The 20,032-nt window shown below is 66.3% G+C and carries 17 protein-coding genes; 8 read left to right on the top strand and 9 right to left on the bottom strand.

The genetic code is table 11. The annotated features are described in order from the left end of the window. Positions 1–88: 88 nt before the first annotated feature. The 5 genes from HNP46_RS08830 to hslO all read right to left on the bottom strand — a co-directional run bounded on the left by HNP46_RS08830 (position 89) and on the right by hslO (position 7,195). Positions 89–691: a nitroreductase family protein gene (locus HNP46_RS08830; RefSeq protein WP_184587862.1), complete on the bottom strand. Its 603-nt coding sequence runs from the start codon at positions 689–691 to the stop codon at positions 89–91. Between the two features lie 141 nt (positions 692–832). After that, a complete protein-coding gene (locus tag HNP46_RS08825) occupies positions 833–2,332 on the bottom strand; it encodes a flavin-containing monooxygenase (RefSeq protein WP_184587860.1) in 1,500 nt (499 codons plus the stop codon). A gap of 116 nt (positions 2,333–2,448) precedes the next feature. Beyond that, positions 2,449–4,395, bottom strand: a complete 1,947-nt coding sequence (locus HNP46_RS08820) for a RecQ family ATP-dependent DNA helicase (protein ID WP_184587858.1) — start codon at positions 4,393–4,395, stop codon at positions 2,449–2,451. A 196-nt stretch (positions 4,396–4,591) separates the two neighbouring features. Then, on the bottom strand, positions 4,592–6,133 hold the full coding sequence (locus HNP46_RS08815) for a phosphoenolpyruvate carboxykinase (RefSeq protein WP_184587856.1): 1,542 nt from the start codon (positions 6,131–6,133) through the stop codon (positions 4,592–4,594). A 168-nt stretch (positions 6,134–6,301) separates the two neighbouring features. Beyond that, positions 6,302–7,195, bottom strand: coding sequence for an Hsp33 family molecular chaperone HslO (hslO, locus tag HNP46_RS08810; RefSeq protein ID WP_184587854.1), 894 nt, complete (start codon positions 7,193–7,195; stop codon positions 6,302–6,304). Between the two features lie 114 nt (positions 7,196–7,309). Between hslO and HNP46_RS08805 the strand changes: the two genes are divergently transcribed. Next, a complete protein-coding gene (locus HNP46_RS08805; protein ID WP_184587853.1) occupies positions 7,310–8,110 on the top strand; it encodes a phosphatase PAP2 family protein in 801 nt (266 codons plus the stop codon). 45 nt (positions 8,111–8,155) lie between these two features. Here HNP46_RS08805 and HNP46_RS08800 read toward each other — a convergent pair whose 3' ends face one another. After that, positions 8,156–8,548 (bottom strand): RNA-binding S4 domain-containing protein, encoded by a 393-nt coding sequence (locus HNP46_RS08800; RefSeq protein WP_184587851.1) that lies wholly within the window; start codon positions 8,546–8,548, stop codon positions 8,156–8,158. A gap of 101 nt (positions 8,549–8,649) precedes the next feature. Here HNP46_RS08800 and HNP46_RS08795 point away from each other — a divergent pair, with 101 nt between their 5' ends. From HNP46_RS08795 to HNP46_RS08785, 3 genes are all read left to right on the top strand, one after another. After that, complete coding sequence (locus tag HNP46_RS08795; protein ID WP_184587848.1) at positions 8,650–9,126, top strand: ATP-dependent zinc protease family protein; 477 nt, start codon at positions 8,650–8,652, stop codon at positions 9,124–9,126. After that, positions 9,123–10,028: a 30S ribosomal protein S6--L-glutamate ligase gene (rimK, locus tag HNP46_RS08790; RefSeq protein ID WP_184587846.1), complete on the top strand. Its 906-nt coding sequence runs from the start codon at positions 9,123–9,125 to the stop codon at positions 10,026–10,028. Before HNP46_RS08795 ends, rimK begins: the two co-directional genes overlap by 4 nt. A 366-nt stretch (positions 10,029–10,394) precedes the next feature. Continuing rightward, a complete protein-coding gene (locus HNP46_RS08785) occupies positions 10,395–11,324 on the top strand; it encodes a S66 peptidase family protein (protein WP_184587844.1) in 930 nt (309 codons plus the stop codon). A gap of 139 nt (positions 11,325–11,463) precedes the next feature. On the opposite strand, the gene HNP46_RS08780 is transcribed toward HNP46_RS08785, so the two are convergent. Further along, positions 11,464–12,783, bottom strand: coding sequence for an ATP-binding protein (locus tag HNP46_RS08780; protein WP_184587842.1), 1,320 nt, complete (start codon positions 12,781–12,783; stop codon positions 11,464–11,466). Positions 12,784–12,871: 88 nt separating this feature from the next. Continuing rightward, the gene (gene ompR, locus HNP46_RS08775; protein WP_184587840.1) at positions 12,872–13,609 is read right to left on the bottom strand and encodes a two-component system response regulator OmpR; all 738 of its coding nucleotides are present in this window, start codon (positions 13,607–13,609) and stop codon (positions 12,872–12,874) included. 231 nt (positions 13,610–13,840) lie between these two features. On the opposite strand from ompR, the gene HNP46_RS08770 reads away from it, so the two are divergent. From HNP46_RS08770 to HNP46_RS08755, 4 genes are all read left to right on the top strand, one after another. After that, positions 13,841–16,180, top strand: a complete 2,340-nt coding sequence (locus tag HNP46_RS08770; RefSeq protein ID WP_184587831.1) for a Tex family protein — start codon at positions 13,841–13,843, stop codon at positions 16,178–16,180. A 36-nt stretch (positions 16,181–16,216) separates the two neighbouring features. After that, a complete protein-coding gene (locus tag HNP46_RS08765; protein ID WP_045216869.1) occupies positions 16,217–16,579 on the top strand; it encodes a PaaI family thioesterase in 363 nt (120 codons plus the stop codon). A 179-nt stretch (positions 16,580–16,758) separates the two neighbouring features. After that, entirely contained in the window at positions 16,759–18,345 is a 1,587-nt protein-coding gene (gene gshA, locus HNP46_RS08760; RefSeq protein WP_184587829.1) for a glutamate--cysteine ligase, read from the top strand. Between the two features lie 140 nt (positions 18,346–18,485). Continuing rightward, on the top strand, positions 18,486–18,731 hold the full coding sequence (locus tag HNP46_RS08755) for a hypothetical protein (protein ID WP_184587827.1): 246 nt from the start codon (positions 18,486–18,488) through the stop codon (positions 18,729–18,731). On the opposite strand, the gene argA is transcribed toward HNP46_RS08755, so the two are convergent. Next, positions 18,732–20,030, bottom strand: coding sequence for an amino-acid N-acetyltransferase (argA, locus tag HNP46_RS08750; protein ID WP_184587825.1), 1,299 nt, complete (start codon positions 20,028–20,030; stop codon positions 18,732–18,734). It lies immediately after the preceding gene. Positions 20,031–20,032 lie beyond the last annotated feature (2 nt).

The following is a 20,032-nucleotide window of genomic DNA, read 5'->3' as shown; positions in this document are numbered from 1 at the left end:
GGTGAGGGGGAAGCCCCAGTACTGACACTCCAGGAAAAGACAATCACTCCTGCATGAAAAACGCGCCCGGAGGCGCGTTGGGTCGGGATCAGAAACGATCGCGGATGATCGTCTCTTCCAGCGGCAGGCGGCCGATGCGCGGCTTGGCTTCCGCGGCCTGCTTGCCCACGGCGATCATCAGGCCGATGGCGTGGTTGGCCGGCAGGTTGATCAGCTTGCCCACCGCGTCGAAGTCGAAACCGACCATCGGCACGCTGTCCAGGCCGCGGCCACGGGCGGCGAGCATCAGGGTCTGCGCCACCAGGCCGCAGCTGCGCATGGCCTCGTCGCGCTGGGTTTGCGGCTTGTCGCGGTAGTAGCCGTCGATGGCGCCGACCATGAAGTTCTGTACCTCGGCCGGGGCGCCGTCCCACACGCGCTGGGCGTTCTGCTCCCAGCTGTCGACCTGGGCGCAGACCAGCACCAGCATCGAGGCCTCGGTCATCTGCACCTGGTCCCAGCCCACCTCGCGGATCTGCGCGCGCAGCTGCGGGTCGCTGACTTCCACCAGGCGTACGTGCTGCAGGTTGAACGAGGTCGGGGCGAGCAGCGCCTGCTGCAGCAGGTCGTCCTTGTCCTCGCGGCTCATCACGTAGGAAGTGTCGAAACCACGAATGGAGCGGCGGCTGCGGATGGCGTCTTCGATCAGCATGGAAAATCCTCTGGCTGGCATGAGCGGGAATGGCGCGCATGGTAAGCCGAGTGGAAGTCCCGTTGCAGGGCGGCGTATCGATAATGTCTATCCAGCCATTCGATGGAACGGCGCCCGTACCGCGGGGCGCCGTGGCTGCGATCAGCTCTCCAGCGCTTCTACCGGCGCCGCAGCAGCCTGGCGCTGTCTGGGCGAGGTGAAGCTCAGGTAGCCATCCTCGACCTTGCCGAAACGCAGCAGTGCCAGGTCCAGCGCGTAGTTCTGGTAGAGCTTCCACGGCGTGCGGTCGCCCTGCTTGGGCATGCGGTCGGCGGCGCGCTGGATGTAGCCGGAGTTGAGATTGAGGAAGGGTTCTTCCTTCACCGCGCCGTCGGTCTGGCGTGGCGTGCACTGGCGCATGCCGATGGCGTCGAGGTGGTTGATCAGGCGGCAGAAGTACTCGCTGGAGAGGTCGGCCTTGAGCGTCCAGCTGGCGTTGGTGTAGCCGACGATGGCGGCGAGATTGGGCAGGTCGCGCAGCATGATGCCGCGATAGCCCATGCTCTGGGTGACGTCGAAGGGCTTGCCGTCGATGGCCAGCTCGGCGCCGCCGAACATCACCAGGTCCAGCCCGGTGGCGGTGACGATCACGTCCGCTTCCAGCAGTTGCCCGGATTTGAGCAGGATGCCTTTCTCGGTGAAGCGCTCGATGTGGTCGGTGACCACCGAGGCGCGCCCTTGGCGCAGGGCCTTGAACAGGTCGCCATCGGGCACGCAGCACACGCGCTCGTCCCAAGGCTTGTAGCGCGGGCTGAAGTGGCGCATGTCGAAATCCTTGCCCAGCTGCAGGTTGGCCAGCTTGAGCATGAGCTTGCGCACGGCGCCGGGGAACGCCTTGGAAGCCATGAAGAAGATCATCTGCATGGTCACATTGCGCGCCCGCGCCTGGCGGTACACCCACTTCTCCGGGAGGAAGTTGCGCAGGAAATTGGAGATCGGGTCCTTCGCCGGCAGGGTGATCACGTAGGACGGCGAGCGCTGCAGCATGGTGACGTGGGCGGCCTTGTCGGTCAGCGAGGGAATCAGCGTGACGGCGGTGGCACCGCTGCCGATGACCACGATGCGCTTGCCGCTGTAGTCGAAGTTCTCCGGCCACAGCTGCGGGTGGATGACCTGCCCGGTGAAGCTCTCGCGCCCGGCGAAGTCCGGGGTGTAGCCGGCGTCGTAGCGGTAGTAGCCGGTGCACATGAAGAGGAACTGCGCGCTCATGCGCACCGCTTCTTCCTCGTCACCGCGCTGCACCAGCAGGTTCCAGCGCGCACTGGCGCTGTCCCAGTCGGCCTTGAGCACCCGGTGGCGGTAGCGCACCTTGTCCTCGACGCGGTACTCGCGGGCGGTCTCGCGGATGTAGTTGAGGATCGACGGGCCGTCGGCAATGGCCTTGGGGTCGGTCCAGGGCTTGAAGTTGTAGCCCAGGGTGTACATGTCCGAGTCGGAGCGGATGCCCGGGTAGCGGAACAGGTCCCAGGTGCCGCCCATGGCCTCGCGGCCTTCGAGGATGGCGTAGGACTTGCCGGGGCACTGCTTCTGCAGGTGGCAGGCGGCGCCGATGCCGGACAGGCCGGCGCCGATGATCAGTACATCCAGGTGCTCGATGGACATGCGAGGGGCTCCTTTTTGCCGCGCCATGAGAGTCTAGGCGGGAATGCATCCCGTCACCCTACAAGGAGCCCGAGCGGCGCCACGCCGACCTTTAGTCGTGCGTGGCGGCTGCTCGATTACAGCTGCGCCTGCACCCAGTCACGGACCTGGGCATAGGGGTAATCCTCCAGCGTCGCGTAGCCCGGCAACGTGCGCGCGCGCATGCGGGTGAAGGCCGGCACGCTGATGCCGCAGAGGAAGCGAGTCACGCAGTCGGCGCTGGGCTCCACGCTGCGGGCGCTGCGGGCGCTGCGGTACTTCTCCAGGAAGGCGGCGCAGCGGCTGTGCAGCGACTGGCCATCCAGGGATGGCAGCGCAGGCGGCTCCGGCAACCGGGCGACATGGCCGGCGCAGACCGAGCAATGCCCGCACTGGCGCGGCGCCTGCTGGTCGCCGAAGTACTGGGCCAGGCGCCAGCTCAGGCACTCGGTGCTGCCCAGCAGTTCGAGCATGGCGCCGATACGGGCGATCTCGCTTTGCTCGTGGCGTTGGAAGTAGCGGTGCAGCTCCTCGCTCAAGTTATCCACAGAGAAGGTCGCGTCGCGCACCGAGTAGACCTCGGTCATCTGCTTGCTCTCCAGCTCCGCCCAGCCGCGCTCCTGGAAGTAGTCCAGCGCCTTCACCACCCGCGCGCGCTCGGCGCCATGGCGGCTGTAGAGGGTGTCGAAATCCAGGGTCGCCCAGGTCTTCGCACGAGCCGAGGTGGTGAGGATGGCCTCGACGAACTGCCGCCGCTCACCCTGGAAATGTCCCAGCAGCTCGGCGGAATCGATCAGCAGTTTGAAGCGATATTCGGCGAAATAAGCGAAACGCGGGGCGATGATGCCGCGCAGCTCCAGCTGCACCAGCAGTGTTTTCAGTGGCAACTGGCGGATGTTCGACTGGTCCGACAGCGGCACCAGCATGGTTTCCCACTGGCCACCCGCTTGCCCTCCAGCCGCCTGGCGGATTTCCTCCAGCACAGTGCGGATGCCCTCGCGCTCGGGCGTGTCGCCGTAGACGAAGTTCTCCAGCACGTTGAGGCTGTCGCGGTTGGCCAGCACCAGGCATTCCGAACGCTGGCCGTCGCGTCCGGCGCGGCCGATCTCCTGGCTGTAGTTCTCCAGCGACTTGGGCAGGTCGTAGTGCACCACCTGGCGGATGTTGCTCTTGTCGATGCCCATGCCGAAGGCGATGGTGGCGACGATGCAGTTCAGCCGGCCTTCCATGAAGCGGCGCTGGATGCCCTCGCGCTCCGGGTGCTCCATGCCGGCATGGTAGGCGCAGGCGGGAATGCCGCGCTCGGCCAGGTGCGCGGCGACTTCCTCGGCGGTCTTCTGCTGGGTGACGTAGACAATGGCCGGCTGCCCGGCGCGCTCGCCCAGCCACTGCACCAGCCGCGCGCGGCGGGCGGCACTGGCCACCGGCTCCACCTGCAGGTCGAGATTGGCGCGGTAGAAGCCAGTGGTGACCACGTCGCTCTCGGCGATGGCGAACTTGCTGCGCATGTCGGCGATCACCGCCGGCGTCGCGGTGGCGGTGAGCAGCAGCACCTGAGGGATGCGGAACTGCTTCTGGTAATCCGGCAGCTTCAGGTAGTCGGGGCGGAAGTTGTGGCCCCATTCGGAGATGCAGTGCGCCTCGTCCACCACCAGCAGGGAAATCGGCACCTCGCTGATGAAGTTACGGAAGCGTTCGTTCTTCAGGCGCTCCACCGAGATCATCAGCACCTTCAGCTCGCCGCTGCGCGCCCGCGCCATGGTCTGTGCGGTCTGCTCGCGGCTCTGCGCCGAGTCGATGCTGGCGGCGGCGATGCCATGGCGGGCGAGGAAGGCAAGCTGGTCCTGCATCAGCGCCAGCAGCGGCGAAACCACCAGGGTCAGGTGCGGCAGCAGCAGCGCCGGCAACTGATAGCACAGCGACTTGCCCGAGCCGGTGGGGAAGATCGCCGCCGCCGAGCGCCCGGCCAGCACCGCACTGACTGCTGCCTCCTGGCCGGGGCGGAACTGGCGGAAGCCGAAGACGCGTTCAAGGGTGTCGTGCATGGGAGTACTCCTTTACCGTCCTGAAGTCTGAACCCTCAGGCTAGGAACAGTACCTGTAGGAGCGAGCTTGCTCGCGAACTGCCCAACTCCGATTCGCGAGCGAGCTCGCTCCTACGAAGAGCACCTCGGAGCAAGACCGTTCCCAGGCGCCAATGAAAAAGCCGCCCGAAGGCGGCTCTTTCCAGAACGGGCGCGCTTACAGCTGCGGGCCGGCGTTCTTGATGGCGTCGCTCACGTCGAACTTCTGGAAGTTGTCGATGAACTTGCTGGCCAGGCCCTTGGCGGCTTCGTCGTAGGCAGCCTTGTCTTCCCAGGTGTTGCGCGGGTTGAGCAGGACGGTCTCGACGCCCGGAACGGCCTTGGGCACGTCCAGGTTGATGATGTCCAGGTGCTCGGTCTCGGCGCCGATCAGAGCACCGCTCTGGATGGCAGCGATCACGCCACGGGTGGTCGGGATGTTGAAGCGCTTGCCGACGCCGTAGCCACCACCGGTCCAGCCGGTGTTGACCAGGTAGACCTTGGAACCGAAGGCCTTGATGCGCTTGATCAGCAGCTCGGCGTAGACACCGGCCGGGCGCGGGAAGAACGGTGCGCCGAAGCAGGTGGAGAAGGTCGACTTGATGCCGCCGCCCGAACCCATTTCGGTGGAACCGACCAGCGCGGTGTAGCCGGACAGGAAGTGGTAGGCCGCCTGCTCGTTGTTCAGGATCGACACCGGCGGCAGCACGCCGGTCAGGTCGCAGGTCAGGAAGATCACGGCATTGGGCTCGCCGCCCAGGTTCTGCTCGGAGCGCTTCTCGACGTTCTCCAGCGGGTAGGCCGCGCGGGAGTTCTGGGTCAGGCTGTCATCGGCGTAGTCGGGGGTGCGGTTCTCGTCGAGAACGACGTTTTCCAGCACAGCGCCGAACTTGATGGCTTTCCAGATGACCGGCTCGTTCTTCTCGGACAGGTCGATGCACTTGGCGTAGCAGCCGCCTTCGATGTTGAAGACAACGCCTTCGCCCCAGCCGTGCTCGTCGTCGCCGATCAGGTAGCGGCTTTCGTCAGCGGACAGGGTGGTCTTGCCGGTGCCCGACAGACCGAAGAACAGGGTCACGTCGCCTTCTTCGCCGATGTTGGCGGCGCAGTGCATCGGCAGCACGTCTTTTTCCGGCAGCAGGTAGTTCTGCACGCCGAACATGGCCTTCTTCATTTCACCGGCGTAACGCATGCCGGCGATCAGCACCTTCTTCTGGGCGAAGTTGAGGATCACGCAGCCGTCGGAGTTGGTGCCGTCACGCTCGGGCACGCACTCGAAGTTGGCGACGTTGAGGACCTGCCACTCTTCGCGGCCGGCCGGGTTGTACTGCTCGGGCTCGATGAACAGCGCACGGCCGAACAGGTTCTGCCAGGCGGTGGCGGTGGTCATCTTCACGGCCAGGTAGTGGTCGTGGGCCGAACCTACATGGACGTGGGAAACGAAATGGTCCTGGGCGTCGTTGAAGGCCTGGACACGGTCCCACAGGGCGTCGAACTTGTCGGCCGGGAACGGACGGTTGATGGCGCCCCAAGCGATGGAATCCTTGCTGCCCGGCTCTTCGACGATGAAACGGTCGGCAGGCGAGCGGCCGGTGCGGTGGCCGGTACGTACGACCAGCGAGCCGTTGTCGGCGAGTTCGCCTTCGCCGCGGCGAATGGCTTCCTCGACCAGTTGGGCAACGCTGATGTCGGTGTAAACGGCTTTATTGGCTTGCGTCATGTGGGTCCCCGTCGGCCGAAGCCGAGTCCTCCAAACATTGCGTAGTGACTTCTGATTCCCACTACCGCGGAAAAAAGTCGCGGGATTATGCCAGAAAAGAACTGTTTTCGTGCAGCCTCTGATCTGGCGAGAGCGCCATTGGTTCGGCTATCGGACAAATCGATGCGGTCAATGGCGGGTTTCTGACGGTGTCGCACTGCCGCCGCCCGAGAACAGCTGGGCAACGTCGGAACCGTCGAAGCGATAGCGCTCATTGCAGAACTGGCAGTCGATGACGATCTCGCCGTCTTCCTCGGCCAGCAGACGCTCGGCGTCTTCCTGCCCAAGACTGACCAGCGCATTGGCCGAGCGTTCCCGCGAGCAGCTGCAGCGGAACACCAGCGGCTGCGGCTCGAACAGGCGCACGTCATCCTCGTGGTACAGGCGGTGCAGCACGGTGGCGTTGTCCAGGCCCAGCAGCTCCTCGGCGGTGAGGGTATCGGCCAGGGTGCTGACGTGCTGCCAGCTGGCTTCCCGCGACTCGGCGTCGCGCTGGCGGTCGGCCGGCAGTTGCTGCAGCAGCAGGCCACGGGCACGACGGCTGTCGGCGTTGAGCCAGAAGCGGGTCGGCAACTGCTCGGAAGTAGCGAAGTAGGTCGACAGGCAGTCGGCCAGGGTCGCGCCTTCCAGCGGCACGATGCCCTGGTAGCGCTTGCCGTTCTTCGGGTCGACGGTGAGGGTCAGCACGCCCTCGGGCATCAGCTCGGGCAGGCCGGCCGTGTCGCCGATGGCCTCCGCGTCATAGCGGGCCAGGCCACGTACTTCGCGGTTGCTGGAACACTCCACCATCAGCAGCGGCACGGCGCCGCTGGAGCGCGCCTGCAGGACCAGCAGGCCGTCGAACTTCAGGGTGCCGCACAGCAGCGCGGCGGCGGCCAGCATTTCCCCCAGCAGCTGGGCGACCGGCTGCGGGTAGGGATGCTTGGCCAACACCTCGGCGAAGCTGCGGTCCAGCTCCACCAGTTCACCGCGCACGTCGGTGTTGTCGAAAAGGAAACGCTGACTTTGATCGATTTGAGACATGCCGGACACAACGCTGATACATAAGGAAATGACAAGCCGATGACAAAGGCCTATAAAGCGCCCTTTGTCGCATCCGGCAACCCGGAATCGTTGTCAGAAGGGGGAATCGATTTTATGGACAAAACCTCGCCGTTCCAAGCCACCTGGTCCTGGAAGCCCTTCATTGCCTGTCACCTGATGGCCGGCCTGCTGCTCCTGCTGTGGCTCTGGGAGCCCACGCGCAGCGCCATGGACCTGTTCGATTTCAGCCTGTTCAGCCTGCTCAACCAGCCGCTGGCGACCAACGAAGCCTGGCGCCTGTCCTGGGCCGTGGCCAGCACCCGCCCCTTCGACCTGCTGGTCGGGGTGATCCTGTTGCTGCTGATGATCCGCGGCGACTGGATCTTCAAGGCGACCCAGGTCCGCGCAGCGACCTTCGGCTTTCTATGCGCCGCCGTGGTGCTGGTGGTGGTGCGCATCCTCTACGCGAAGATCGCCCACAAGCTGGGCTGGCAGCACGCCAGCATCTCCACCATCGCCCCGGATGCCGTGCGCCTGGAGCACTTCTTCCCGCAGTGGGAAGACACCGCGTTCGAGGTGAAGGACGAATCGGCCCGCAGCTTCCCCGGCGACCACGCCTCGGTGCTGCTGATCTGGGCACTGTTCCTCACCCTGTTCGCCCGCACCGCCCTGCAGTGGGTGGTGATCTGGGGCCTGGCGCTGCTGTTCATGCTGCCGCGCCTGGTGGCCGGTGCGCACTGGGGCCAGGACGACTACATCGGCGGCGTGCAGATGGCGCTGGTGGCCCTGGCCTGGGGCTGCTTCACACCGTTCGCCGCCAAGGGCAGCGCCGCCCTGGTGCGCTGGACCGACCCGCTGTTCCGTCTGGCGGCGAAGATTCCGCTGGTCAATCGCCTGAGCGTCGTCGCGGCCTGACGCAGCACCGATCCCGGCGAGGCGCATGCAGCTCTCGCCGGCCGATCACTCCTGATCGCGGAAACTGAACAGCTGGCGGCGCTGCTTCTTGGTTGGCCGCCCATCGGTCTGCACACCCAGCGCACCCGCCTTGCGCAGCGCCGAGGCGTCCTCGCGACGCTTCAGGCTGTCGGCGGTCTCCTCATACAGCAGCTGCGCCTCGGGCGCGCCGCGGCGCACCATCGACAGCGCCTTGACCACCACGGTGCGCTCGTCGAAACCGGTGCGGATCACATATTCCTCGCCGACCTTCGGCTCCTTGCCCGGCTTGCAGCGCTCGCCCCGGCAATGCACCTTGCCACCCTCGATGGCTTCCTTGGCCAGGGAACGCGTCTTGTAGAAGCGCGCCGCCCACAGCCACTTGTCCAGGCGGACCTTGTCGTCGTCTTTGTCGCTCACGTCACCACCTCGTCATGCGGGTCTGCGAGTGTACCCCGCGCCCCGCTGGCGGGGCACAACCGGCCTGACTAGAATGCCGGCAAATGCCGGGGACGCCTGCCTTGAAGACTTTCGACCAGCTGTCGGTAATTGGTCTGCGCGAATGGATCGCCCTGCCCGAACTGGGCATGGTCGGCCTGCGCGCAAAGATCGACACCGGCGCCAGCACCTCCAGCCTGCATGCCAGCGACATCGTGCCGTTCCAGCGCGACGGCCAGGACTGGGTGCGCTTCGTCGCCCACCTGGGCACCCAGGTGCAGCGCCGCCACCGTTGCGAGGCGCCGGTGGTGACGATGAAGACCATCAAGAGCTCCAACGGCCAGGCCCAGACCCGCTACGTGATCCGCACCCTGCTGGCCCTGGGCGACCGCGCCTGGTCGATCGAATTCACCCTGGCCTGCCGCAAGACCATGCGCTACCGCGTGCTGCTAGGCTCCAAGGCTCTGGTGCAGGGCCAACTGGTGGTCAACCCCGGCCTCACCTACGTACAAGACAAACCCCTCATCATGGTTCCCGCCGCCCTTCCAGGTGATCAATGAAAATTGCTGTGCTGTCGCGCAATCCGCGCCTGTATTCCACCCGTCGGCTGGTGGAGGCCGGGCAGCAACGCGGCCACGAGATGGTGGTGATCGACACCCTCCGCGCCTACATGAACATCGCCAGCCACAAGCCGCAGATCCACTACCGCGGGCAGTCGCTGGAAGGCTTCGACGCGGTGATCCCGCGCATCGGCGCCTCGGTGACCTTCTATGGCTGCGCCGTGCTGCGCCAGTTCGAGATGATGGGGGTGTTCCCGCTCAACGAATCGGTGGCCATTGCCCGTTCCCGCGACAAGCTGCGTTCGCTGCAGCTGCTCTCGCGCAAGGGCATCGGCCTGCCGGTGACCGGCTTCGCCCACTCCCCCGACGACGTGCCGGACCTGATCCAGATGGTCGGCGGCGCGCCGCTGGTGATCAAGCTGCTGGAAGGCACCCAGGGCATCGGCGTGGTGCTGTGCGAGACCGAGAAGGCCGCCGAATCCGTGCTGGAGGCCTTCATGGGGCTCAAGCACAACATCATGGTGCAGGAGTACATCAAGGAAGCCGGCGGCGCCGACATCCGCTGCTTCGTGGTCGGCGACAAGGTCATCGCGTCGATGAAGCGCCAGGCCGCGGCCGGTGAATTCCGCTCCAACCTGCACCGCGGCGGCAGCGCCAGCCTGATCAAGATCACCCCGGAAGAACGCATGACCGCCGTCCGCGCCGCCAAGGTGATGGGGCTGCATGTCGCCGGCGTCGATATCCTGCGCTCCAACCACGGGCCGCTGGTGATGGAGGTGAACTCCTCGCCGGGCCTGGAAGGCATCGAGACCACCACCGGCAAGGACATCGCCGGGGTGATCATCGAGTACCTGGAGAAGAATGGCGGGCCGCATCTGGCCAGGACAAAAGGCAAGGGCTGAGCCGCGGTTTTCGCGGCGCATGCGTTGCGTCGGCGACCGCCAGGCCAGGGATGCCTCACAGCGGTCAAAGAGAAGTGCATAGCAACCACAGGGATCTCAGGAACAAACTCTAATGGGGCCCCCGTGAGCATCGCGCAGCCCCCTCACCCTAACCCTCTCCCAGAGGGAGAGGGGACTGATCGGCACAGGCTGAAATCGCATCATCAGCCGGCACGGACGGCTCCCTCTCCCTCCGGGAGAGGGCTGGGGTGAGGGCAGTCACGGCACCCATACCAGCAGAAAGCACTCTGCCCATCGTTGCCCCATTGAACCCTTCGCGAGCAAGCTCGCTCCTACAGGTTCTTTCCACTGCCATCGGATGTGCTCATGCCCGCTTCCCGCCCCCACACCGAACTCACCTGGTCGCCCATCAAAGGCCGCGTCGCGCTGGTCGCGCCGGCCTCGGCGATTGCCGAGGAAGTGCTGGAAGCCACCCTGCGTCAGCTTGAGGTCCAGGGCATCGACTACCACCTGGGCGAGCACGCCGACGCGCGCTACCGCTACCTGGCCGGCACGCCGGAGCAACGGCTGGAGGACTTCCACGCTGCCTTTGAACTGGACGACGTCAGCGCCGTCTGGTGCCTGCGCGGCGGCTATGGCTGTGGACAACTGGTCCCGCAACTGGACTGGCAGCGACTCAAGGCTGCCTCGCCGCGCCCGCTGATTGGCTTCTCGGATATCTCCATCCTGCTCAGCGCCTTTCACCGCCAGGGTCTGCCGGCGATCCACGGCATGGTCGCCACCGGCCTGGGCCTGCAGCCATTGAGCGCGCCCAGCGAGCAGCGCGAACGCCTGGCTTCGCTGGCCTCGGTCAGTCACGTATTGGCTGGCGGCCCCGGCAAGCTGGCGGTGCAGCATCTGGCCGGAGCGAAAGGCGCCGTAGAGGGCGAACTGATCGGCGGCAACCTCACCGCACTGGCCTGCATGGCCGGCACCGCCGGTGCGCTGTACGTGCCGGACGGCGCAATCCTGATCCTCGAAGACGTCGGCGAGCCTTACTACCGCCTCGAACGCAGCCTCTGGCAATTGCTGAACAGCCTGAACGGCGCGCGATTAGGCGCGATCTGCCTCGGCACCTTCACCGACTGCCCGCGCAAGGGCGTGGCCCACAGCCTGGAAGAAATCTTCGCCGAGTACGCCGCGCGGCTGGGTGTACCGCTCTACCACGGCCTGCCCAGCGGCCACGGCGCGCACAACCGCGCGTGGCCCTATGGGCGCCCGGCGGTTCTGGAAGGGAAATCCCTGCGCTGGGATTAGAGTCTGTTTACGATCTCGCGAGCTAGAGCAGAACAAGGCGAGAACAGCCGAGAAAGCTTCAGTTGACTGCAGTCAATGAGCGCTTCTCGGCTGAGCTCAACGCAGTTATGCCGACACGCAGCAGACCGTAAGCAGGCTCTTAATGCGCGTCGCGCGGCAGCAGCAGGCCCAGGGGCAGGCAGACGCGCGCTTCCACGCCACCACCCTCGCGGTTGCGCAGTTCGATGCTGCCGCCATGCTGTTCGGCGATGCGTTTGACGATGGCCAGGCCCAGGCCGGTGCCCTTGCCGCCACGCGCTTTGTCGCCACGGAAGAACGGATTGAAGATGTTCTCCAGCTCCTGCGGATCGACGCCCGCACCACGGTCAAGCACGCTGAGCACCACGTAGGGCGCACCGCCACCACCGGCCACGTGGGCCGCCACTTCGACCTTGCCGCCGCCATGGTTGAGACCGTTCTCGATCAGGTTGCCGAGCAGGCGCTTTATGGATACCCGACGGAAGCGGAACAGCGGCAGCGTTTCCAGGCACAGGCGCACGCGGTTGCCGTTCTGGTTGAAGGCGTCGGCGACTTCGCGGATCAGGTCGGCAAGGTCGCCCTCTTCAACCGACTCGTCGCGGCCGTCGCGGATGAAGGCGAGGAACTGGTCGAGGATGGCGTCCATGTCTTCGATGTCGCGGACCATGTCCTCGACCATCTCGCGGTCGCTGTCGGGCATCAGCTCCAGCGACAGGCGCAGGCGCGTCAGCGGCGTGCGCAGGTCGTGGGAAACCCCTGCCAGCATCAGCTCGCGCTCGCGCCCGGCCTGCTCGACGTCATCGGCCATCTGGTTGAAGGCGCGGTACACCTCGGCCATTTCGCTGGGCGTTTCCTGCCCCAGCGGCAGGCGCACACTGCGCCCCTTGCCGAACTCGCGGGAGGCGAAGACCAGGCGCTTGAGCGGCTGGCTGAGCAGGCGCACGAAGATCCACGCCGCCGCGGTGGACAGCAGGCCGATGCCGAGGAACCAGCCCAGTACGCTCCAGATCTGCTGGCCGCGCAGCGGGTGCGGGTAGAGCGGCACGCCGATCCAGCCGTCACCCAGGGTCGGTGCGCGCACCCAGAGCATCGACGGGTGATGGATGCGCAGGCGGGTCTCGGTGTCGATGCCCAGCTCCATGCGCATCTGCCGCTGGAAGATCTCGGTGTACGGCCAGTGCACTTCCTCCGGCTGCCCCTGCTCGTGGGGTGCCCACTTAAGCCCGGCGGACTGGGCGATGGCCTCGCGCGATTTCTCGTCGGCCGCCCAGTAGGCACGCACGGTCAACGCAGCGCCGTGGCTGTACTGGCGGTCGACCAGCATGTCTTCGTTCATCAGCAGGTAGACCAGGGTCAGCGCCTTGGAAAACAGCACGACGATGAGCACCAGCCAGAGGGTGCGGGCGAAGAAGCTTTGCGGGAACCAGAGGGGGGTTTTCATAGGGCAGCTTCAGGCTGCAGGCGGCAGGCTGCAGGCCAGAGCGCGAAGGATGCCCCCCGCCTGCAGCCTGCAGCCTGTCGCCTGCCGCTTATCTTTTGGCGCCGTCCGGCACGAACACATAGCCCACGCCCCAGACGGTCTGGATATAGCGCGGCTTCGACGGATCGGGCTCGATCAGCCGGCGCAGGCGGGAAATCTGCACGTCGATGGAGCGCTCCAGGGCGTCCCACTCGCGGCCGCGGGCCAGGTTCATCAGCTTGTCGCGGGTCAGCGGCTCGCGGGCGTGCTGCACCAGGGCCTTGAGCACGGCGAACTCACCGGTGGTGAGCATGTGCACTTCCTCGCCCTTCTTCAGCTCGCGGGTGGCCAGGTGCAGTTCGTAGTCGCCGAAGGTGACGATCTCGTCCTCGCCCGCCGGCGCGCCCGGTACCAGCGGCGCCTGGCGGCGCAGCACGGCCTTGATCCGCGCCAGCAGCTCGCGCGGGTTGAAGGGCTTGGCCAGGTAGTCGTCGGCGCCCTGCTCGAGGCCGGAGATACGGCTGGACTCGTCGCCCTTGGCGGTGAGCATGATGATCGGGATCTGGTTGTTCGACTCGCGCAGGCGCTTGCACGCGGAAAGGCCATCCTCGCCGGGCATCATCAGGTCCAGCACCACCAGCTGGAACAGCTCGCGGGCCAGCAGGCGGTCCATCTGCTCGGTGTTCTCCACCGCGCGGACGCGATAACCCTGCTCATCGAGGAAGCGTTCCAGCAGACGGCGCAGGCGCGCGTCGTCATCGACCACGAGGATCTTTTCGCCTTCCGGCAGGGTGGCAGCGTTGCTCATGGAGACTCCCAGAATCTGATTCGGCGGGCATTATCGCCCAGCAGCCGCGCATCACGGCCTGTCCATTGTTAGCAGATTTTTCCCCGACCAGTCGCCCACCCGGTGAAATTGTCGCGGGTATAATGCGGCGCTTTTGCGGCGGGGCGTTGTCACAGGGCCTGTCGAATGACCGGGAAGCCCGGCATTGACGCTCTGTAAGCCCCGTTTTCGATAGTCTTGTCAGGTGTATCCATGGACAGCATCAACACCCGTATCGCCGAAGAGCTTTCCGCACTGCCCTCCGGCCGCGTTCAACCGCAGCAAGTCGCCGCTGCCGTCGCATTGCTCGATGAAGGCTCCACCGTCCCCTTCATCGCCCGTTACCGGAAGGAAGTCACCGGCAGCCTGGATGACACCCAGCTGCGCATGCTCGAAGAACGCCTGCGCTACCTGCGCGAGCTGGAAGACCGCCGTGGCGCGATCCTCGCCAGCATCGAGGAACAGGGCAAGCTGACCCCGGAACTGGCCCGCGAGATCAAGCTCGCCGATACCAAGACCCGCCTCGAAGACCTCTATCTGCCCTATAAGCAGAAGCGCCGCACCAAGGGCCAGATCGCCCTGGAAGCCGGTCTCGGCGAGCTGGCCGACGCACTGTTCAACGACCCGAGCCTGACGCCGGAAACCGAAGCCGCACGCTTCGTCGATGCCGAGAAAGGCTTCGCCGACACCCGCGCCGTGCTCGAAGGCGCCAAATACATCCTGATGGAGCGCTTCGCCGAAGACGCCACCCTGCTGGACCGCCTGCGCGGCTTCCTCAAGGATAACGCCACCCTCACCGCGCGCATGGTGCCGGGCAAGGAAACCGAAGGCGCCAAGTTCAGCGATTACTTCGAGCACGACGAGCCGCTGAAGAACGCCCCGTCGCACCGCGCCCTGGCGATCTTCCGTGGCCGCAACGAAGGCATCCTGAGTGTCGCCCTGAAGGTCGGCGAAGAGCTGCCGGGCACCTCGCACCCCTGCGAGATCATGATCGGCGAGCGCTTCGGCGTGTCCAACCAGGGCCGCGCCGCCGACAAGTGGCTGTCCGAAGTGGTGCGCTGGACCTGGAAGGTCAAGCTCTACACCCACCTGGAAACCGACCTGCTGGGCGAGCTGCGCGACGGCGCCGACGCCGAGGCTATCAACGTCTTTGCGCGCAACCTGCACGACCTGCTGCTGGCCGCCCCGGCCGGCCCGCGCGCCACCCTGGGCCTGGATCCGGGCCTGCGCACCGGCGTGAAGGTCGCCGTGGTCGATGCCACCGGCAAGCTGCTGGACACCGCCACCGTCTACCCGCACGTGCCGAAGAACCAGTGGGACCAGACCATCGCCGTGCTCGCCGCGCTGTGCGCCAAGCACCAGGTGGAACTGATCGCCATCGGCAACGGTACCGCCAGCCGCGAGACCGACAAGCTGGCTGCCGAACTGATCAAGAAATACCCGGCGCTCAAGTGCACCAAGATCATGGTCAGCGAGGCCGGCGCTTCGGTGTACTCGGCGTCGGAACTGGCCGCCAAGGAATTCCCCGAGCTGGACGTGTCGCTGCGTGGCGCAGTCTCCATCGCCCGTCGCCTGCAGGACCCGCTGGCCGAGCTGGTGAAGATCGAGCCGAAATCCATCGGCGTCGGCCAGTACCAGCACGACGTGTCCCAGCTGCAGCTCGCGCGCAGCCTGGATGCGGTGGTTGAAGACTGCGTGAACGCCGTGGGCGTGGACGTGAACACCGCCTCCGCCGCCCTGCTGGCGCGCATCTCCGGCCTCAACAGCACCCTGGCACAGAACATCGTCTCGCACCGCGACGCCAACGGCGCGTTCCGCACCCGCGACGACCTGCGCAAGGTCAGCCGCCTGGGCGACAAGACCTTCGAACAGGCTGCCGGCTTCCTCCGCGTGATGAACGGCGACAACCCGCTGGACGCCTCCGCGGTGCACCCGGAAACCTACCCGCTGGTGCAGCGCATCGCCGCCGACACCGGCCGCGACGTGCGTTCGCTGGTCGGCGATTCGGGCTTCCTCAAGCGCCTGGACCCGAAGAAGTTCACCGACGAGCAGTTCGGCCTGCCCACCGTCACCGACATCCTCAAGGAACTCGACAAACCCGGCCGCGACCCGCGCCCGGAGTTCAAGACCGCCGAGTTCCAGGAAGGCGTCGAGAGCCTGAAAGACCTCAAGCCCGGCATGGTGCTCGAAGGTGTGGTGACCAACGTCACCAACTTCGGCGCCTTCGTCGACATCGGCGTCCACCAGGACGGCCTGGTGCACATCTCCGCGCTGTCGGAGAAGTTCGTCAAGGACCCGTACGAAGTGGTCAAGGCCGGTGACATCGTCAAGGTCAAGGTCATGGAAGTGGACATCCCGCGCAACCGCGTCGGCCTGTCTATGCGCATGAGTGACACCCCCGGCGAGAAGGTCGACGGTCCGCGTGGCGGCGGTCGCCCCGGCAACGGCGCACCGCGTGGCGAGCGCAGCGCACCGCGTCAGCAGGAGCAGGCCCCGGCGAACAACGCCATGGCCTCGCTGTTCGCCAACGCCAAGCAACTGAAGAAGAAGTAAGGAAGGTCCATGAGCGAGATGCCCGCCCGCGAGCTGATGATCAGCCGCTTCAGCGACACCCTCGGCGTACAGCCGATCCGCGTCGCTGACGGTGAAGCCGAGGTGCTGCTGCCGATGGCCGAGCACCTGCGCAACCGCGGCAACGTCATGCATGGCGGCGCGCTCTTCACGCTGATGGACATGACCATGGGCCTGGCCTGCTCCAGCGCCCATGGTTTCGACCGGCAGAGCGTCACCCTGGAATGCAAGATCAACTACATCCGCGCGGTCGCCGAAGGCGAAGTGCGCTGTGTGGCGAAAGTCCTGCACGCCGGGCGCCGTTCGCTGGTGGTCGAGGCCGACATCCACCAGGGCGACAAGCTGGTCGCCAAGGGACAAGGCACTTTTGCCCAGCTGTAATGGGCCCAGCTGTAATTTTCACCGCGACATCTGACCTATGCTGTACGCCGGAGCCCCGGATTTCCGGGCGCCGGCGCAGCGCCTCGACAAAGCCAGGCGACCACGCCGGTTGTTCTCCCCTTGTAGACCGCCCAGTCCACCCCCATAGTGGGGCGATTGCCGTGTGAAGGACTTCCAACTTGAGCGACCAACTCTCCCGCCGCCTGGCCCTGCTTGGCGATGCCGCCAACCTGTCCCTGCTCACCCAGTGCCTGCACGGTATCGAGCGCGAATGTCTGCGCGTCGATGAACGCGGCAAGCTCGCCCTGACCCCGCACCCGCGTGCCCTGGGCTCGGCGCTGACCAATCCGCAGATCACCACGGACTACTCCGAGTCGCTGCTGGAATTCATCACCCCCACCTCCACCAGCGTCGAGAAGACCCTGGACGAGCTGGGCGAAATCCACCGCTTCGCCAGTGGCAAGCTCGACGGCGAATACCTGTGGAGCCCGTCCATGCCCTGCGAGCTGCCGGATGAAGAGACCATCCCGATCGCCCGCTACGGCAGCTCGCACATCGGCCGCCTGAAGTACGTCTACCGCAAGGGCCTGGCCCTGCGCTACGGCAAGACCATGCAGTGCATCGCCGGCATCCACTACAACTTCTCCCTGCCCGAAGGCATCTGGGAGCTGCTGCGCGAGGATGAAGGCAGCGAGAAGAGCGCGCGGGACTTCCAGTCGCACCGCTACATCGCGATGATCCGCAACTTCCGTCGCTACAGCTGGTTGCTGATGTACCTGTTCGGCGCCTCCCCGGCCCTGGACGCCGGCTTCCTGCGCGGCCGCCCGCACGGCCTGGAAGCCTTCGACGAACACACCCTCTACCTGCCCTACGCCACCAGCCTGCGCATGAGCGACCTGGGCTACCAGAACAACGCCCAGGCGGGCCTGACGCCCTGCTACAACGACCTGGACAGCTACATCGACAGCCTGCGCCGTGCGGTGAGCACGCCGTACGCGCCGTACGAGAAGGTCGGCACCAAGGTCGATGGCGAGTGGGTACAGCTGAACACCAACATCCTGCAGATCGAGAACGAGTACTACTCGAGCATCCGCCCGAAACGCGTCACCTACACCGGCGAGCGCCCGATCCAGGCGCTGATGGCCCGTGGCGTGCAGTACGTCGAGGCGCGCTGCCTGGACATCAACCCGTTCCTGCCGCTGGGCATCGACGTCACCGAAGCGCGCTTCCTCGACGCCTTCCTGCTCTACTGCGCCCTCGCCGACAGCCCGCCGCTGGGCGGCTGCGAGTGCGGCTCGGCCACCAGCAACTTCCTCAAGGTGGTCAAGGAAGGTCGTCGTCCAGGCCTGAAGCTGGAGCGCGGCGGCGAGCGGATCGAGATGACGCAGTGGGCCAGCGCCCTGCTCGACGGCATCGCGCCGATCATCGAGCTGCTCGACCGCGCCAACGGCACCGACCTGCACACCCGGAGCCTGGCCGAGCAACGCGCCAAGGTCGCCGATGCCGACCTGACGCCTTCGGCCAAGGTCCTGGCGGAAATGCGCGAACGCGGCGAGAGCTTCGAAGCCTTCGCCCTGCGCTACAGCCGCCAGCACGCCGCGACACTGCAGGGCGAGCCGCTGTCCGCGCAGGAGCAGGCCCGCTTCGAAGGCATGGCCAGCCAGTCCCTGGCCGAACAGGCGGAACTGGAGAAGCAGCCTGAAGGCGATTTCGACACCTTCGTCGCCGCCTACCAGGCGAGCATCCTCGGTCTGCTCAGCGTCTGACGCAGCCGGAAATCGCTGACGCCAAGCTCATAGAGTTCTGATCGGCAACCTGCGAGGCGGGAGGGGAGAATCTCCCTTCCCCCGGATCACGTCCTTCGCGGACGGTGCGATCGCCTCAAGACCTCGCAGGAAAGCGCCCTATGTCCCCCCGTTCCCCCTCGTGGACCCTCCACCAGCTGGAGGTCGCCTATCGACAGGGCTACCTGGAAGCCTTGTTGGGCCGGGCACCACGCCGCCCTCAGCACGACATCCTCGGCGCCAGCTGGGAAGCCGGCTGGCGGGACGGGCTCGATCTGCTGCGACGCAAGGCCGGCCTGCCAGTCGCCGAGGCGGCTCCGGCTCCGCGGCTGACCGCGCAAGTCCGCAGCGTCCAGCGCCGCGGCTGATCAGAGGGTCTTCTCGAACACCTGCGAGTTGCGCTGGTAGTTGTACAGCGACGCCCGCGCCGCCGGCAGGCGCTCCACGCTGCTGGGCTGGAAGCCGCGCTCGCGGAACCAGTGGGCGGTGCGCGTGGTGAGCACGTAGAGGGTCTTCAGGCCGAGATTGCGCGCGCGCTGTTCGATGCGCTCCAGCAGGTCATCGCCGCGCCCGCCGTGGCGGTACTCCGGGTTGACCGCCAGGCACGCCAGCTCGCCCGAATCCGAATCGGCGATGGGATACAGCGCCGCGCAGGCAATGATCAGCCCCTCACGCTCGACGATGCTGAACTGCTCGATCTCGCGCTCCAGCACCTCGCGGGAACGGCGCACCAGGATGCCCTGCTCTTCCAGCGGGCGGATCAGCTCCAGCAACCCACCGACGTCCTCGATGCCCGCCTCGCGCAGCTGCTCGAACTGCTCCTGGGCCACCAGGGTGCCGTTGCCGGTGCGGGTGAACAGCTCGCTGAGCAGCGAGCCGTCTTCGGTGTAGCTGACGATATGGCTGCGACGCACGCCGGCACGGCAGGCCTGGGCGGCGGCATCCAGCAGCTCGCCCTGGTAGCTCGATCCGAGGCGTTCCAGGTGCGCCGGCACCTGTTGCGGGCGCAGTTCGCGCACCAGCTTGCCGGCATCGTCCAGCAGGCCGCGCTCGGCGCCGTAGAGGATCAGCTTGTCCGCGCCCAGGTCGATGGCCGCGCGCATGGCCACGTCCTCGCAGGCGAGGTTGAAGATTTCCCCGGTGGGCGAATAGCCCAGCGGCGAGAGCAGCACGATGCTGCGCTCGTCGAGCTGGCGGTTGATGCCCTTGCGGTCGATCCGCCGGACTTCGCCGGTGTGGTGGTAGTCGATGCCGTCGACCACGCCGATCGGCCGCGCGGTGACGAAGTTGCCCGAGGTCACGCGCATGCGCGAGCCCTGCATGGGCGACGCCGCCATGTCCATCGACAGGCGCGCCTCGATGGTGATGCGCAGGCTGCCCACGGCATCGATCACGCAACCCAGGGTTGGCGCATCAGTGACGCGCAGGCCACGGTGGAAGCGCGGCGCCAGGCCATGGGAGGCCAGGCGTCCCTCGATCTGCGGGCGCGAACCGTGCACCAGCACCAGGCGCACGCCCAGGCTGTGCAGCAGCACCAGGTCGTGGACGATATTGCCGAAATTCGGGTCTTCGACACCCTCGCCGGGGAGCATCACCACGAAGGTGCAGTCCCGGTGGGAGTTGATGTAGGGCGAGGCGTGGCGCAGCCAGTTGACGTAGTCGTGCATTG

The sequence above is a fragment of the Pseudomonas nitroreducens genome (assembly GCF_014204515.1).
In the GTDB taxonomy this organism is placed as follows: domain Bacteria; phylum Pseudomonadota; class Gammaproteobacteria; order Pseudomonadales; family Pseudomonadaceae; genus Pseudomonas; species Pseudomonas nitritireducens_A.
This window is presented reverse-complemented; position numbering and strand designations above follow the sequence as displayed.